The 15591-nt window shown below is 71.5% G+C and carries 14 protein-coding genes; 3 read left to right on the forward strand and 11 right to left on the reverse strand.

The window, feature by feature from the left end; all coding sequences use genetic code 11:
- Positions 1-340 precede the first annotated feature (340 nt).
- Positions 341-1624 (reverse strand): adenylosuccinate synthase, encoded by a 1284-nt coding sequence (locus Q8A52_RS38325; protein WP_316760349.1) that lies wholly within the window; start codon positions 1622-1624, stop codon positions 341-343.
- A 197-nt stretch (positions 1625-1821) separates the two neighbouring features.
- Here Q8A52_RS38325 and Q8A52_RS38330 point away from each other — a divergent pair, with 197 nt between their 5' ends.
- The gene (locus Q8A52_RS38330; protein ID WP_316760351.1) at positions 1822-2697 is read left to right on the forward strand and encodes a diacylglycerol kinase family protein; all 876 of its coding nucleotides are present in this window, start codon (positions 1822-1824) and stop codon (positions 2695-2697) included.
- A 15-nt stretch (positions 2698-2712) separates the two neighbouring features.
- Here Q8A52_RS38330 and Q8A52_RS38335 read toward each other — a convergent pair whose 3' ends face one another.
- Positions 2713-3210 carry a GbsR/MarR family transcriptional regulator gene (locus Q8A52_RS38335; protein WP_316760353.1) on the reverse strand — a complete coding sequence of 166 codons (498 nt, stop codon included), beginning with the start codon at positions 3208-3210 and terminating at the stop codon, positions 2713-2715.
- Positions 3211-3283: 73 nt separating this feature from the next.
- Here Q8A52_RS38335 and Q8A52_RS38340 point away from each other — a divergent pair, with 73 nt between their 5' ends.
- Both Q8A52_RS38340 and Q8A52_RS38345 read left to right on the forward strand, forming a co-directional pair.
- Positions 3284-4177 carry an ABC transporter ATP-binding protein gene (locus tag Q8A52_RS38340; RefSeq protein ID WP_316760355.1) on the forward strand — a complete coding sequence of 298 codons (894 nt, stop codon included), beginning with the start codon at positions 3284-3286 and terminating at the stop codon, positions 4175-4177.
- Positions 4174-5775, forward strand: a complete 1602-nt coding sequence (locus Q8A52_RS38345; protein ID WP_316760357.1) for an ABC transporter permease — start codon at positions 4174-4176, stop codon at positions 5773-5775. The genes Q8A52_RS38340 and Q8A52_RS38345 overlap by 4 nt, the downstream gene beginning before the upstream one ends.
- 9 nt (positions 5776-5784) lie before the next feature.
- Here Q8A52_RS38345 and Q8A52_RS38350 read toward each other — a convergent pair whose 3' ends face one another.
- The 9 genes from Q8A52_RS38350 to Q8A52_RS38390 form a co-directional block, all read right to left on the reverse strand.
- Positions 5785-6378 carry a Uma2 family endonuclease gene (locus tag Q8A52_RS38350; protein WP_316760563.1) on the reverse strand — a complete coding sequence of 198 codons (594 nt, stop codon included), beginning with the start codon at positions 6376-6378 and terminating at the stop codon, positions 5785-5787.
- Positions 6379-6465: 87 nt separating this feature from the next.
- Positions 6466-7686: a cytochrome P450 gene (locus Q8A52_RS38355; RefSeq protein WP_316760359.1), complete on the reverse strand. Its 1221-nt coding sequence runs from the start codon at positions 7684-7686 to the stop codon at positions 6466-6468.
- 44 nt (positions 7687-7730) lie between these two features.
- Positions 7731-8405 carry a response regulator transcription factor gene (locus Q8A52_RS38360; protein ID WP_316760360.1) on the reverse strand — a complete coding sequence of 225 codons (675 nt, stop codon included), beginning with the start codon at positions 8403-8405 and terminating at the stop codon, positions 7731-7733.
- Positions 8402-9793 carry a sensor histidine kinase gene (locus tag Q8A52_RS38365; RefSeq protein ID WP_316760363.1) on the reverse strand — a complete coding sequence of 464 codons (1392 nt, stop codon included), beginning with the start codon at positions 9791-9793 and terminating at the stop codon, positions 8402-8404. Before Q8A52_RS38365 ends, Q8A52_RS38360 begins: the two co-directional genes overlap by 4 nt.
- A 101-nt stretch (positions 9794-9894) precedes the next feature.
- Positions 9895-10578 carry a response regulator transcription factor gene (locus Q8A52_RS38370; protein ID WP_316760366.1) on the reverse strand — a complete coding sequence of 228 codons (684 nt, stop codon included), beginning with the start codon at positions 10576-10578 and terminating at the stop codon, positions 9895-9897.
- The gene (locus Q8A52_RS38375) at positions 10575-11873 is read right to left on the reverse strand and encodes a sensor histidine kinase (RefSeq protein ID WP_316760565.1); all 1299 of its coding nucleotides are present in this window, start codon (positions 11871-11873) and stop codon (positions 10575-10577) included. Before Q8A52_RS38375 ends, Q8A52_RS38370 begins: the two co-directional genes overlap by 4 nt.
- 127 nt (positions 11874-12000) lie before the next feature.
- Positions 12001-13218 (reverse strand): acyltransferase family protein, encoded by a 1218-nt coding sequence (locus Q8A52_RS38380; protein WP_316760367.1) that lies wholly within the window; start codon positions 13216-13218, stop codon positions 12001-12003.
- Entirely contained in the window at positions 13211-14134 is a 924-nt protein-coding gene (locus Q8A52_RS38385) for an alpha/beta hydrolase (protein WP_316760370.1), read from the reverse strand. Before Q8A52_RS38385 ends, Q8A52_RS38380 begins: the two co-directional genes overlap by 8 nt.
- 389 nt (positions 14135-14523) lie before the next feature.
- Entirely contained in the window at positions 14524-15414 is an 891-nt protein-coding gene (locus Q8A52_RS38390) for an alpha/beta hydrolase (protein WP_316760373.1), read from the reverse strand.
- Positions 15415-15591 lie beyond the last annotated feature (177 nt).

Consider the following 15591-nt stretch of genomic DNA (forward strand, 5'->3'; position numbering starts at 1 on the left):
CCGGCCCTCCGGCGGTCCGGTGTCCGGTGTCCGGTGTCCGGTGTCCGGTGTCCGGTGTCCGGTGTCCGGTGTCCGGGGGATCCTGCCGGGGGGCGCGGAGCGGGGGCGCGGTGCGGGGGCGGGGGCGGGTGCGGAGCGGGGGCGGGTGCGGAGCCGGGGCGGGTGCGGAGCCGGGGAGCGGAGCGCGGGAACGGAGCGCGGGAACGGAGCGCGGGCGGGGACCCGGCGCTCGCCGGGCGCCCGGGACCCCCGTCCCCGCCCCCCTTCGCCCCGTCCCGGAAACGACGCACGCCCCCAGTCGGCCGCCGGGGCCGGCTGAGGGCGTCGCCTGTGGGTGGGCTCAGAGGAACGAGTTGATCTCGATCGTCTCGTCGCGGCCCGGGCCCACGCCGATCGCGGAGATCGGGGCGCCGGACATCTCCTCCAGCGCCTTGACGTAGTTCTGGGCGTTCTTCGGGAGGTCGGAGAAGGACTTCGCCTTGGTGATGTCCTCGGACCAGCCCGGGAGGGTCTCGTAGATCGGCTTCGCGTGGTGGAAGTCGCTCTGCGAGTACGGCAGCTCCTCGACGCGCTTGCCGTCGATCTCGTACGCCACGCACACCGGGATCTGCTCCCAGCCGGTCAGGACGTCCAGCTTGGTGAGGAAGAAGTCGGTCAGGCCGTTCACCCGGGTCGCGTAGCGGGCGATCACCGCGTCGAACCAGCCGCAGCGGCGGTCGCGGCCCGTCGTCACACCCCGCTCACCGCCGATGCGGCGCAGCGCGTCGCCGTCCTCGTCGAAGAGCTCGGTCGGGAACGGACCGGCGCCGACGCGGGTGGTGTACGCCTTGAGGATGCCGATGACCCGGCTGATCTTCGTCGGACCGACACCGGCACCGGTGCACGCACCGCCCGCGGTCGGGTTCGAGGAGGTGACGAACGGGTACGTGCCGTGGTCGATGTCCAGCAGCGTGCCCTGGCCGCCCTCGAACAGGACGACCTTGTTCTCCTCCAGGGCCTGGTTGAGGACCAGGACCGTGTCGGCGACGTACGGGGCGAGCTTGTCGGCGTAGCCGAGCAGTTCCTCGACCACCTGGTCGACCGCGATGGCGCGCCGGTTGTACAGCTTGGTGAGGATCTGGTTCTTGACGTCGAGGGCCGCCTCGACCTTCTGCTCCAGGATCGACTCGTCGTACAGGTCCTGGACCCGGATCCCGACGCGGTTGATCTTGTCCGCGTAGGTCGGACCGATACCGCGCCCCGTCGTCCCGATCTTCCGCTTTCCGAGGAAGCGTTCCGTCACCTTGTCGACCGTGACGTTGTACGGGGTGATGATGTGCGCGTTACCGCTGATCATGAGCTTCGACGTGTCGACGCCGCGCTCGTTCAGACCGCTCAGCTCGGAGAGCAGGACCGACGGGTCGACGACGACGCCGTTTCCGATGACCGGCGTACAGCCGGGAGAGAGGATTCCGGAAGGGAGGAGGTGGAGTGCATACTTCTGGTCGCCGACGACCACCGTGTGGCCGGCGTTGTTGCCGCCTTGGTAGCGAACGACATAGTCCACCGAGCCACCGAGCAGATCGGTGGCCTTCCCCTTGCCTTCGTCACCCCACTGAGCACCGAGCAGCACAAGTGCGGGCACGCGCGTACACCCCTTCCGGGCGGGGCATGTCCAAGGTCAGGGGCGTAGGCGTAAGGTTCACCGCCGCGTACCACTGCGACCGCCGTTGGTCGCACAACCGTCGGACCGGATGCCCCGGAATAGACGAAGCCCCTGGCGCAATAGCGCAAGGGGCTCTTGCACAAAGATGCTACCCGAGGAAGCGAGGCAGGACCGAGGTGGCGACCTTCGCGACGTCCGATCAGCTGCTGGTGGTCATCGACCCGGTCGCCCGGCGGACGGACGGCGAGTCGGTACGGATCGCGAAAGACGTGCTCAGCGCAGGTGCGACCACCAAGGTGTGCCTGCCCGAGGGGCCGGAGGAATTCGCTCGCGCGCTGGCGCGGCGCGGCTCCCGCCGCCCCGTGGTGGTCGGCGACGACCGGGCGCTGGTCCGGGCGGTGTCCCTGCTGCACCGGCAGCGGGAGCTGGCCGGATGTGTGCTGTCGGTGGTGCCGGTGGGGGGCGCGCTGGCGCTGGCGGAGACCCTGGGGGTGCCGACGGGGGCGGTGGCCGCGGCGCGGGCCGTACTCGACGGGGTCGAGCGGCGCATGGACCTGCTGGTGGACGACAGCGACGGAGTGGTGCTCGGCGCGCTGCGGATCCCGCCGGTGCAGGTGCGACAGGCCGCGCCGCTGGAGCCGGTCCCCGCGGCTCCCGGCCGCCCGTGGCTGCGCACGACATACCGCTCCCTCGTACGGACGCTGGGCGCCCGCCCCTCCCGGCTCGCCACCTCCGTGCCCGGCCCCGGGCCCGCGCGGCTGCGGGTGGAGGTCGACGGGGTGACGCTCGTCGACCTGGACCAGCCGGTGGAGGGGGTCTCGGTGACGACCGGCTCGGCCGGACTGGCCGGCCTGGCCGAGGTCGAGGTGCGGCCGGCGTCGGTGGGCGCGGAGGCGTCCCCGCTGCGCGCCTCCGGGAGGACCGTGACCGTGGCCGGACCGGACTTCCGGTACCGGGCGGACGCCGAGGTGGCGGGCCCGGTACGCAGGCGGACGTGGCAGGTCGTGGAGGGGGCCTGGGGGCTCACGGTGCCCCAGCGGGCGGGGGCCTGACAGGCCGGTGCGGGCTCAGTCCTGCCCGAAGAGCTGCTCCCGGTGCGCCCGCCAGCGCTCCATCATGGCCGCGATCTCGCCGTCGACGAACTCGAAGAAGGCGAGCGTCTCGGCCATGCGGCGGCCCGCCGGGGTGTCCGCGCCGAGGCTGACGACCCCCTCGCGCAGGGCGCCCTCCCACCGCTTGATGACCGCCTCACGATTGGTCAGGGCCTCGTACCACTGGTTGCTGTGCACCCGGTAGCGCTCGCGCCGCGAACCGGGCTCACGCTCGCGGGACACCATGTGCTGCTGCGCCAGGTAACGCACCGCGCCGGAGACCGCGGCGGGGCTCACCTGGAGCTGTTCCCCCAGTTCGGCGGAGCTCATCGCGCCCGCGTCGGAGGACAGGAGCGCGGCGAAGATCCGGGCCGGCATGCGCTGCATCCCGGCCTCGACGAGCTGTGCCGCGAAGGACTCGACGAACTTCGACACCGCCTCCGGGTCACGCTCCGTACCGGCTGATTCCGTCATGACCGCATCCTATCCGAGCTTCATACACTTCCTTAACTTCACAAATTTCTGAAAGAAGCGTACGTTCTGAGCCATGACGAAGGCAATCACCGTCTCCGGACTGCACAAGTCCTTCGGTCGGACCCACGCCCTGGACGGCCTCGACCTGGACGTCGCGACCGGAGAGGTCCACGGCTTCCTCGGCCCCAACGGCGCCGGGAAGTCCACCACCATCCGGGTTCTGCTCGGCCTGCTGCGCGCCGACTCGGGCGCCGCGCAGGTACTGGGCCGCGACCCCTGGGCGGACGCCGTGGAGGTGCACCGCCGGATCGCCTATGTCCCCGGCGACGTCACGCTGTGGCGCAACCTCTCCGGTGGCGAGGTCATCGACCTGTACGGCCGGCTGCGCGGCCGCCTCGACAAGGCGCGCCGGGCAGAGCTGACCGAGCGGTTCGAGCTGGACCCCACCAAGAAGGGCCGCACGTACTCCAAGGGCAACCGGCAGAAGGTCGCCCTGGTCGCCGCCTTCGCCTCGGACGTCGACCTGCTGATCCTGGACGAGCCGACCTCGGGTCTGGACCCCCTGATGGAGGAGGTCTTCCAGCGCTGTGTGGAGGAGGAGCGCGACCGCGGCCGCACGATCCTGCTGTCCTCGCACATCCTGAGCGAGGTCGAGGAGCTCTGCGACCGGGTGAGCATCATCCGCAACGGCCGGACGGTCGAGAGCGGCTCACTGGCCGACCTGCGCCACCTCACCCGCACGAGCGTCAGCGCCGAACTCACCGGGCCGCCCAACGGGTTGTCCCACCTCCCCGGCGTGCACGACCTCGATGTGCAGGGCCGCCGCGTCCGCCTCCAGGTGGACACCGACAAGCTGGACGCCGTGCTGCGGCAGCTGAGCGAGTCGGGCGTTCGGTCCCTCACCTCGATCCCGCCCACGCTCGAGGAACTGTTCCTGCGCCACTACCAGGACGAGGTGTCGCAATGACCACGCTCGCGGTACGAACGCGTGGCGGAACCCGCCAACTGGCGGGCACCGGAACCCTGTTGCGCTTCGCCCTGCGCCGCGACCGGGTGATGATCCCGGTCTTCGTCACGGTGAACGCGCTCATGGTCCTCTCCATGCCGGGCACCCTGAAGAACCTGTACGGCACCACGGCCGAACGCGCCGATCTGGTACGGCAGATGGAGGCCAACGCCTCGTTCCGCGCCCTGATCGGCCCGGTCTTCGACACCTCGATCGGCGCGCTGACGGCCTGGCGCGTGGGCGTGTACGCCGCCGCGCTCGCGGCCGTGATGAGCCTGCTGGTCGTCATTCGGCACACCCGGGACGAGGAGGAGAGCGGCCGGCAGGAACTGGTGGCGTCGGGGATGGTGGGCCGCCGGGCCTCCCTCACGGCGGCGCTGCTGGCGGCGGCCGTCGCGAATGCCGTACTGGCGCTGCTGGTCATGGCCGGGCTGGCCGGGCAGGGAGCTTCGGGCGCCGTGTCCTTCGGCCTCGGCCTCGCCGGGGCCGGCATGGTCTTCGCCACGATGGCGGCGATCGTCGCCCAGCTGACGGAGAGCGCCCGCCTCGCCCGGGGGCTGACCGCGGCGGTCCTCGGGGCGGCCTTCGTCCTGCGCGCGGCGGGCGACTCGGCGACGGACGACGGATCCTCGGTGCTGACATGGCTGTCGCCGCTCGGCTGGCTGGAGAACCAGCGGTCCTTCGCGGACGAACGGTGGTGGGTGCTGCTGCTGTTCGCGGCCGCGGTAGCCGCGCAGGGCGCGCTCGCCTACGGCCTCGCCGGGCGCAGGGACGTCGGCATGAGCTTCCTGCCCACACGGCCCGGTCCGGCGGGCGGCCGCCTCGGCACGGCGGGCGCGCTGGCCTGGCGGCTGCAGCGTGGCAGCGTGTTCGGCTGGTCGATCGGCTTCTTCCTGGCCGGGGTCGTCTACGGCGGGCTGACCGACGGCGCGGCCGAGCTGGTCCGCGGCAACGACCAGGCACGGCAGATCTTCGAGCGGATGGGCGGCCAGAGCGCTCTCACGGACGCGTTCCTCGCGGCGATGGTCGGCATGCTCGGGCTGATCGCGTCCCTGTATGTCGTCGCCTCGGTACTGCGCCTGCACGGCGAGGAGACCTCGGGCCGCGCGGAACCGGTGCTGGCCTGCGCGCTGGGACGACTGCGCTGGGCCGCGAGCCATCTGACGATCGCCTTCGGCGGCTCGGCCCTGATCATGCTCCTGGCGGGCCTGGGCTTCGCCGTCGGCCACGGCAAGGAGACCGCCCCGATCCTGGGCGCCTGCCTGGTCCAGCTCCCGGCGGTGTGGGTGATCGGCGGGGTGGCGGTCCTGCTGTACGGGGTCGCGCCCCGGGCGGCGACGGCGGCCTGGGGAGTGGCGGTCGCCGTCCTCCTGATCGGCTGGGTCGGCCCGGCCCTGAACGCACCGCAGATCGTGCTGGGCCTGTCCCCCTTCGGCCATCTTCCGAAGCTGCCGGGCGCGCAGATGCAGTGGGGCCCGGTACTGACCCTTGCGGGGGTGGCGGTGGTCCTGGTGGGCGGGGGGCTGGCGGCGTTGCGGAGACGGGACATGACGACGTGAGAGTGGCCCTCAGTCGAGGTACCGCTTGAGCTCCTCGGTGTCGAGCTCGATGCCCACGGGATTGGGGAGGGTGACCTTGTCACCGAGCATGGCCACGTGGATGTCTCGGTACCCGACCTCCAGGTCCGGGTTGCTGTGGACCAGGATCGAGAGATTCTCACGGTCGATCAGCAAGTAGACGGGGATACCCGCCTCGGCGTATGCCCGGGGCTTCTCCACGCGATCGCGGTTGTGGGTGTCCGAGTCGTAGGACGTGATCTCGACCGCCATGACCGCTCCGTCAGGGTCCGCCCAGCTGCCCTTTCCCGTGTAGTGACCCGCTGGCGCGAGCACGCCGTCAGGCTCGGCCCGACCGTTGCGATACGCCCCCACCTTCAGCCCGCGGTTCGGGTAGAGGGTGAGTTCGGGCCGCGCATGCTTGCACTGGAAGACCAACCACATCGTGATCTCATCGTGGTTGCCGTTCGTCACCTTCTTGACCCCGATCCGTCCGTCGATGAACTCGAAACTGACGGTCTCGTCCTCACGAGCGGCGAATTCGGCGATCCGCTCGAACATGTCCACCGACAACCTGGATGACGCGCGCTCTGCCATAACCGTCATGGTGCCTCCCTTCGCAGGCAGGCACCAGCTTGTCGAGCCGCCGGTGACGATCGCTCGGAATCGTCCGGTGATCATCCGAACGGGTGATCACCCCACCTCGACGCTCAGGCCTTCCAACCCCCGGATCACGAAGTTCGGCTTCCGCTGCGGCTCCGCCGCCAAGCTCAGGCGGGGGGCCTTCTCCAGCAACGCCGTCATCGATGCCGCCAGTTCGATGCGGGCCAGCGGGGCGCCGATGCAGTAGTGGATGCCCGCGCTGAAGGAGATGTGGGGGTTGTCCCCGCGGGTGAGGTCGAGGCTCTCGGGGGCGGTGAACACCGCCGGGTCGTGGTTGGCGGAGCCGAAGAGCATGGCGATCTCCGCGCCCCTCGGGATCGTCGTGCCGTCGATCTCGATCTCGTCCAGCACCCAGCGCTCGAAGAGCTGGAGCGGGGTGTCGTAGCGCATCAGCTCCTCGATGGCCGAGGGGATCAGTGACTGGTCCGCGCGCAGGGCGGCCAGCTGGGCCGGGTTGCGGAACAGGGCCCACCAGCCGTTCACCGTCGCATTCACCGTGGCCTCGTGGCCGGCGTTGAGGAGCAGGACCGCCGTGGAGATCATCTCCTGCTCGGTCAGCCGGTCGCCCTCGTCGTGCGCCGCGATCAGGCCGGAGATGAGGTCCTCGCCGGGCTCCTTGCGGCGGGCCCCGATCAGCTCCCGGAGGTAGTCGGAGAATTCCACCGAGGCCCGGACCGCCTTGGCCGCCGTGTCCTGCGACGGGTTCAGCTCGTACATCCCGCAGATGTCCGCCGACCAGGGGCGCAGCTGGGCGCGGTCCGACTCGGGGATGCCCAGCATCTCCGCGATCACCGCGACCGGCAGCGGCTCCGCGACGTCCTTCAGCAGGTCACCGCCGCCGGCCGCCACGAGGGCCGACACCAGTTCCCCGGCCAGCTCGCCGACGTACGGCCCCAGCCGCTCCACCGTGCGCGGGGTGAACGCCTTCGACACCAGACGTCGGATACGGGTGTGGTCCGGCGGTTCGAGGTCGAGCATCCCGTGGTCGTTCAGGACGTGGAACGGCTCGTGCTCCGGCGGGGGTGCCGTGCGGCCGAAGTCCTCGTGCGAGAAGCGGTGCTGATACGTGCGGCCGAGGCGGCGGTCCCGCAACAGCGCCGAGACGTCCGCGTGGTGCGGGATCAGCCACTGGTCGGTCGGTTCGTAGTGGATCACGCGGCCCCTCGCCCGCAGCTCGGCATAGGCCGGGTACGGATCGGCGAGGAACGCCGGGTCCCAGGGGTCGAAGGCGAGATCGGAAACAGCTGCCATGGACGGACGCTAGCCTGGTTCCTCCCTCCGTGACCAGGGGAGTCTCACCCCGGCGTGACCAGTCTCGCCTCATAGGCGAACACCGCCGCCTGGGTGCGGTCGCGCAGGCCCAGCTTCACCAGGATGCGGCTGACATGGGTCTTGATCGTGGACTCGGCGACCACCAGCCGCTCGGCTATCTCCGCGTTGGACAGGCCCTGGGCTATCAGGACCAGCACCTCGGTTTCCCGCTCGGTCAGGTCGCCGTAAGCCGACTGTCCGGTGGGGGCCGACCGCGGTGCCTCGGACAGCCGGGAGAACTCCGTGATCAGCCGTTTGGTGACCGAGGGGGCGAGCAGCGCCTCACCGGAAGCCACCACACGCACCCCGTCGGCGAGCTGGCGGGCCGAGGCGTCCTTCAGCAGGAAGCCGGAGGCTCCCGCCCGCAGCGCCTGGTACACATACTCGTCGAGGTCGAACGTGGTCAGCACCAGCACCTTCGCCGTGCCGTCCGCGGCGACGATCTCCCTCGTCGCCTCGATGCCGTTCAGCTCGGGCATCCGGATGTCCATCAGCACGACGTCCGGGGCGAGTTCCCGCACCCGCTCGACGGCCTCACGGCCGTTGACGGCCTCGCCGACGACCTCGATGTCCGGCATCGCGTTCAGCAGGACCGAAAAGCCCTCGCGCACCATCATCTGGTCGTCCGCGATCAGTACGCGGATCGTGCGGGTCGTCATGCACCGTTCCTGGGGTCGTGCCCGTCGCGCCGGTCGTTTCCACGGTCGTCCCGGTCGGGCTCCAGGGCGACCGGCAGGAACACCGTCACCTCATAGCCCCCGTCCTGCGCCGGGCCGGCCGTCATCTCGCCGTTCAGCATGGAGACACGCTCCCGCATCCCGGTGATCCCGTGTCCGGCGCCAGGTGACGGCTTCACCAGGTCCGGCGCGGGCGGCGGGCCGTTGACTATACGCAGCCCGAGCCCGCCGAGGACATACCCGATCTCGACGCGCGCGCCCGCCCCCGGCGCGTGCCGCAGCGAGTTGCTCAGTGCCTCCTGCACGATCCGGTACGCCGACAGCTCGACACCCTGCGGGAGTTCGCGCACCGCACCGGTCACCGTCTTCTCCACCCCGAGCCCGGCCTCCCGCACATTGTCGAGCAGGGAGTCCAGGTCGGCGAGGGTGGGCTGGGGGGCGTCCGGGGCCTCGTAGTCCTCGGCACGGACCACGCCGAGGACACGGCGGAGCTCGGTCAGCGCCGCGACCGCGTTCTCCCGGATCGTGGCGAAGGCCTTCTCCAGCTCCGGCGGCGGGTTCTCCACCCGGTACGGCGCCGCCTCCGCCTGGATGGCGACCACCGACATGTGGTGGGCGACCACGTCGTGCAGTTCGCGGGCGATGGTGGTGCGCTCCTCCAGCAGCGTGCGGCGGGAGCGCTCGTGCGCGGTCACCGTCTGCTGGGCGGTCACCTCCTGCGCGGCGTCCCGGCGTATGTGCCAGACCGTGATGGCCAGCAGGATCATCGCCGAGAGCACGAGCATCGGGCCGACGTTGGTGTTGTAGTGGCCCCCGCCCAGGATGCTCTCGACCGTGAAGCCGTAGCCCGCGGTCAGCACCCACATCCAGGCCGCCGTGCGCGGGCGGGTCCGTATCGCCACCACCGTGAGCACCACGAGATGGGCGAAGAAACTGCCCGGAAGCCACGGCCAGTCGACCCCGGACGAGCCCACGATCGAGGCGACCGCCGCCGACGCGAGGGACAGCCAGAAGGCTCCCACCGGACGGGCCAGGGTCAGCAGCACCGGAAGCAGTGCGAGGAGACCGCACAGCAGGGCCGGCCCACCGCTGGTACCACTGCCCCAGAACCCGTTGAGCATCGCCACCGCGCCCGCGGCGGCCACCAGCATGTGTGGTCTCCAGGCCGCGTACTCCCGGGAACGACCGGTGAGACGGCGGGTCAGCCGGCCGTCGACACGCATACGGGGCAGCGGGACATATGCGAATGCGTCGTGGAACAGGTCCTGCCGCAGCCCCCGCAGGGCGTCCGCCAGGAGCCGGAACTCCGGGCTGCGCGGCCTGGCGGCCGCGCCCGGCGGTGTCGTCTGCATGTGCGTCGTCTCGGTCACGATGAAAAAGGTATGCGGCGGCCGGGGTCGCGGTCGTCACCTCTGAGAGGGTCCTTGGGAATCCGCCTCAGGTACTACGCGGGGCAGGCCAGGGGTGGTTTTCAGCGGGTTCCGGGGCGGACCAGGCCCGACTCGTAGGCGAACACCGCCGCCTGAGTGCGGTCGCGCAGGCCCAGTTTCACCAGGATGCGGCCGACGTGGGTCTTCACGGTCTGCTCGGCCACCACCAGCCGTTCGGCGATCTCCGCGTTCGACAGTCCCTGGGCGATCAGGGCCAGCACTTCCGTCTCGCGTTCCGTCAGGTCGCCGACGCGTTGTTTCAGCGGGGCGCGCCGGGAGCCGTCCAGACGGGAGAACTCCGCGATCAGTCGGCGGGTGATGCCGGGTGCGAGCAGGGCGTCTCCGGCGGCGACCACTCTGACCGCCTCGGCGAGTTTGTCCGCGGAGGCGTCCTTGAGGAGGAAGCCGGAGGCGCCGGCGCGCAGCGCCTCGTAGACGTACTCGTCCAGGTCGAAGGTGGTGAGGACCAGGACCTTGACGGCGGGGTCGTCCATGGTGATGCGGCGGGTGGCCTCGATGCCGCCCAGTTCGGGCATGCGGATGTCCATCAGGACCACGTCCGGGTTCAGTTCGGCGACCTTGCTGATGGCGTCCCTGCCGTCCACCGCCTGGCCGATCACCTCGATGTCGGGCTGGGTGTTGAGCAGGACGGTGAAGCCCTGGCGGACCATTTGCTGGTCGTCGGCGATCAGTACGCGGATGGGGTCTCCGCCGACGGGTGTCATGAGGTCTGGGCTCCTTTGTCGGGGGCGGGGGCATGGCTTTCGAGTGCGGGAGCGGATGGCCCCTGCGCCGGGATCTCGCCTTCGGCGGCCGACGGGTCCGTGGGGGGCCGGTCCACGACGCGCGAGTCCTTGGGGAGGAAAGCCGTCACCATGAATCCGCCGTGCAGGGTGGGGGTCGCCGTGACATGGCCGCCCAGCATGGTCGCACGTTCTCTCATGCCCAGCAGGCCGTGGCCGGTGCCCGGGGAAGAGGGAACCGGTTGGCTGGGGCGGGAGTTGATGACTCCCAGGTGGACGCCCTCGGAGAAGTGGCTGACCTCCACCCGGACCGTGGAACCCGGTGCGTGGCGCAGGGCGTTGCTGAGGGCCTCCTGGACGATCCGGTACGCGGACAGTTCCACACCGGGTGGATAGGGGCGGGGTTCGCCGCGGATGTCGGTGACCACGTCCAGGCCGGCGGCCCGGGTGTTCTCGATGAGCGCGTCGATCCGGTCGAGGGTGGGCTGCGGGGCGTCCGGAGCCGGGTCGTCCGGGTTCTCCGAGCGCAGGACGCCCAGCACCCGGCGCAGTTCGGTGAGTGCCTCCAGGGCGTTCTGGCGGATGCCGGCCAGGTTCTCCTTCAGCTCCTCGGAGGGGTTCTCCACCAGGTGCGGGGCCACCTGGGCCTGGATGGAGATCACCGACATGTGGTGCGCGACCACGTCGTGCAGTTCGCGCGCGATACGGCTGCGCTCCTCCAGCAGAGTGCGGCGGGCCCGTTCCTCCGCGGTGATCGTCTCCTGTTCGACCAGCTGCGTGCGGGCCTCGCTGCGGGCGCGCAGGGCGGTGCCCACCAGGACGGCCACGGAGAAGACGGCGACCGCGACCAAGCCGGTCGCGGTGTATCCCGCCCCGCCGATGATGCCTTCGATGAAGAAGGTCGCCAGACCGGACACCGCCAGTGAGGCGATCGCCCTGCGGATCGGGAGCCGTAGGGCGAGAAGGAAGAACACGAAGGCGTGGGCCACGACTTGGGGGGTCGTCCAGGGCCAGTCGGGGCCGGGATGCGGAGCGTCGGCGAGGGCGGGGCGGGCCGCCGTGGCCGTGGCGACCATCGCGGCCAGGGAGATGCCCCAGGCGGGTGCCGGGCGCGACAGGGACAGCACGACGGCCAGGCCCTGGGCGAAGCCGGCCAGGAGGCCGTCTGCCGTGTCGAGCCCGTAGGACGTGGAGAGTTCGTCTCCGCCGGCCAGGGTGATACCCAGGGCGATCCACGTGGCGATCAGGTACTTCAGGATGCGGAGCCAACTGCGCATTCGGGTGCGCAGGCGGTCGAGGAGCGTTTCGCGCGCGGGTTCGGGGGTGGGCACCGGGGCTTGGGCCGGGTGGGGTGGCTGCTCGCCGTCTGCGGCCGCCGGGTCCGTGGGGGTCATCTCGGCAACCCTAGGCACGGCGGGACTTCTTCGGTTCCGTTCGCTGCCCGTGGGAGTGGCGGCGGATCACCCGGGAAGGACGGTTCCTGGGGCGGCGCGGGCCCTGTTCGTAGGTGCGGAAGGCCGTCCAGCACAGGGCCAGGGTCAGGGCGAACAGGGGGAGGCAGGCCAGTCGGGCAGCCACCCAGGTCAGCTGGTCCGGCACGGTGTGCAGGCCGGGCAGGGGGCCGGCCGGGAGGGTCGCGGCCGTTGTGGCCATGAGCGCCGTCTGGTGCCAGAGGAAGATCGTCATCGCGGAGAGGTTGACCAGTGCCACCGCGGCCCAGGCCACCGGGCGGGCCATCGCCCGGCGCAGCCGGTCGCGCAGCAGCAGGGCCAGCCCGCACTGGGCCAGTCCGAAGGTGACGGCCGCCAGGGTAGGGGGGTCGAGATTCGAGATCGAGCTACCGGGGACGCCGACCATCGACGCCGGATATCCCGCCCACACGATCAGCAGCGCGGTGGCCGCCGTACCGCCCGCCAACAGGACCCAGCCCGCCCTGCGGCCCTCGAGCTCGCCGCGGGTCCAGGCCGCGCCCAGGGTGTAGGGCACCAGCCAGCCCGCCGCCACGTTCACCCACCCGAGCCAGGGCGGGACGCCGCCCAGCCCGAATCGGAGGAGGTCCACATGGACGACGACGGCCAGCGGCCACAGCGGGTTGAGCCGGGTCACCAGCGGGGTCGCCGCCGTCAGGGCCGCGAAGACCAGCAGGAACCACAGCGGGGACAGGGCCAGTTTGACGAGCGTGTGGATCGTTTCGAACCGGGCGCCCGAGACGAGCAGGCCGGCCGCCGCCACCGTCCACAGGGCCAGCAACGCGGCCACCGGACCGAACAGCCGGGACAGACGGCCGCGCAGCCACTCACCGTAGGTCGTTCCGCGCGCCCGGGCGGAGGCATGGCCACGGGTCGCCACATGGCCGCCCACCAGGAAGAAGACGGCGAGGGTCTGGAAGGCCCAGGAGACGGGCGCCAGCCAGGGCATGTGCTGCAACGGACTCGCCGCGTGCAGCGAGCCGTCGTCCGCGACCAGGCCCGTGACCAGCCAGTGGCCGAGGACCACACCGAGGATCGCGAAGGCGCGCAGGGCGTCGACGGCACGGTCCCGGGAGGCGGGCGTGGCGGTGTCCACACGGCGGGCGCCCTGCCGTATGCCGTTCAGCGCGCGGCGCAGGGTCGGCTCACGCACGGGTCACCTCCGAGGTCTCGCCGAGGGAGATCCGGGCCAGGTTGGCGAGGACGGTCGAGCCCGGAGTGAAGTAGCCGCTGTGGTCGGCGTCGGCCGCGTCGAAGACGCGGGCACCGAAGGCCGGGGATACCGGGTCGGTGCCGAAGCCGATGGTGGTGTCGAACAGTTCGGCGCTGACGTGCGGCACGTCCGCCACCCAGTCGTCGGAACCGCGTGCCGCCCAGACACGGGCCGGGGTGTGCAGCGCGGCCGCGGAGTCGGCGCCGGTGCCGGGGCTGCCGACGAGGACGAGGTCGTCGACGTCCAGGCCGGCGGCGGCGCGGCCGCACACGACCGAGCCGTAGGAGTGGCACACGGCGGAGACGCGCGGCTCCTCGCCCACGACTGCACGCAACTCCCGTATGAACACGCGCAGATGGGGCGCTGCCTGTTCGGCGCGGCTCGTGGTGGTGACCGTGGTGCTGATCGTGCCCGGGGTTTCGTAGCCGAGCCAGGCGACGACCGCCACCCGGCTGCCGGCGGGCGCGCGGCGGGTGAGCTCGGCGTACAGGGCGGCCGCGGCCCTGTGGAAGCGGTCGTAGGTGTCTATGGAGGTGTCGGAGCCTGGGACCAGGATCGCGATGCGGTCGGCCCGGACCAGGTCCCCGAGCACCTCCGTGGCCCGGCCGGTGCCTCGGCCGTCGAAGACGAGCAGCTGACGGGAGGGTGCGGCCAGCGTGCGGTCCGCGGCGGCACGGTGACGGTCGCCGTGCGCGGCCGCCATACCGGCAGCCTCCACCGCATTGGCACGGTTGGCGGCGTACGCCTCCCCCAGCGTGGCCGCCGTCGGCGGGGCAAGGACGGCCGGGTCCGGCGCGGGGACCTCCGGCCGGGCGGCGGCGGAGAGGGGGACCACGACGGCGGCGGTGATGAACACGGCGAGGACGGCACGGCGCCATCGGTGGGCAGCGGAACGCCGCGCTCCGGAACCTCGGCGCCACTTGCCGGTTCGTCCGCGCGCGGCTCGTTCCCCTGCGGCCAGTCCGCCCTCGGTCGGTCCGCCCGCGACCCGTCCGCCCGCGACCCGTTCACCCGCGACCCGTTCACCCGCGGTTCGTCCGCCCGCGGTTCGCTCCTCCGCAACCCCCGTCACACGCCCCATGGCGCCGTCCCTCCAGTCCCCCGCCCGGTCGTCGGGCTCGTCTGGATGGGAAATTACGGATCGCGACTCGTCGTTCGCGTCCCGCCAGGGAACTCTTCTCCTGCGTAGCTCTCAGGTACTACGGGTATGACCGGGCCGCCCCCCGAAGGAACCTGGCATCCCCGTCACCAGGCCAGTTGCGCGATCTCCTCCGCCACCACCGCACACGCATCCGCCGCGGGATCGATCAGCGGGAAATGACCGACGTCCTCCAGCAGCGTCAGACCCACGACCTCCCCGGCCTTGGCCGCCGCCTCCGCGTACGACTCGGCCACCGTCTGCGGCACGACCACATCCGTGCGGCCCTGCACGAGCGTGGTCGCGATCCCGGTGGGCAGCAGGAGGGCCGGGTCCGCGTACGGCTGGCGTTCCGCGAACTTCTCGTCCCCGCCCAGGAGTTGCAGGGCCGCGTTACCGCAGACGTCGAGCTTCTCCGCGACCGTGAAGTCCGCGATGGGGGCGAGGGCCACCACACCGCGCAGGGGGGTGGGCCGGTCCGTGCGCCAGGGGGCGTCGGCGGGCAGGACGTGCCGGGCCGCCGCCCACAGGGCCAGATGACCGCCCGCCGAATGGCCGGTGAGCACCATCCGGCGCGGGTCCGCCTGCGGGAGCACCTCGCGGACGAGCGCGGGCAGGACGTCCAGCGCGGCGGCGACGTCGTCGAAGGTGTCCGGCCAGCGGCCGGCGACCGGGCTGCCGCCGCCCTGGGCGGGAATCGTGCTGCCGCGGCGGTACTCGACGTTGGCCACGGCGAAACCGCGGCGGGCCAGATAGTCGGCGAAGGGGGTGATGTGGCGGCGGTCGTACGGTGCGCGCCAGGCGCCGCCGTGCAGAACCACGACCAGAGGGGCGAGGGAGGCCGGTGCCGCTGACTCGGTGCCGCGCGGGACATAGAAGTCGATCACCTGGTCGGGATGGTCGCCGTACGTCGCTGTGACATCGGGGTCGACCGGCGGGTGCGAGAAGGCCGACTCCTCTTCGGCGGCGGCGCGGGCTGCGGCGGCGTCGTCCGGCATGCTCCAACCTCTCAGCGGTGTAACGGGTTTGGCGGACCAGGTGGGAAATCGGCCGTTGGCGGGGACGGTATCAGGCCGATGACGTGCGGGGACACGGGGATGTCACGCTGGGTGAGGTTAAACGGTTCTCCTCCCCGTGTGCGCCACTGCCCGGCCCGTGTGCGCACGGGCCGGGCA

The organism is Streptomyces herbicida (assembly GCF_032656585.1).
GTDB classification, from domain to species: Bacteria; Actinomycetota; Actinomycetes; order Streptomycetales; family Streptomycetaceae; genus Streptomyces; species Streptomyces herbicida.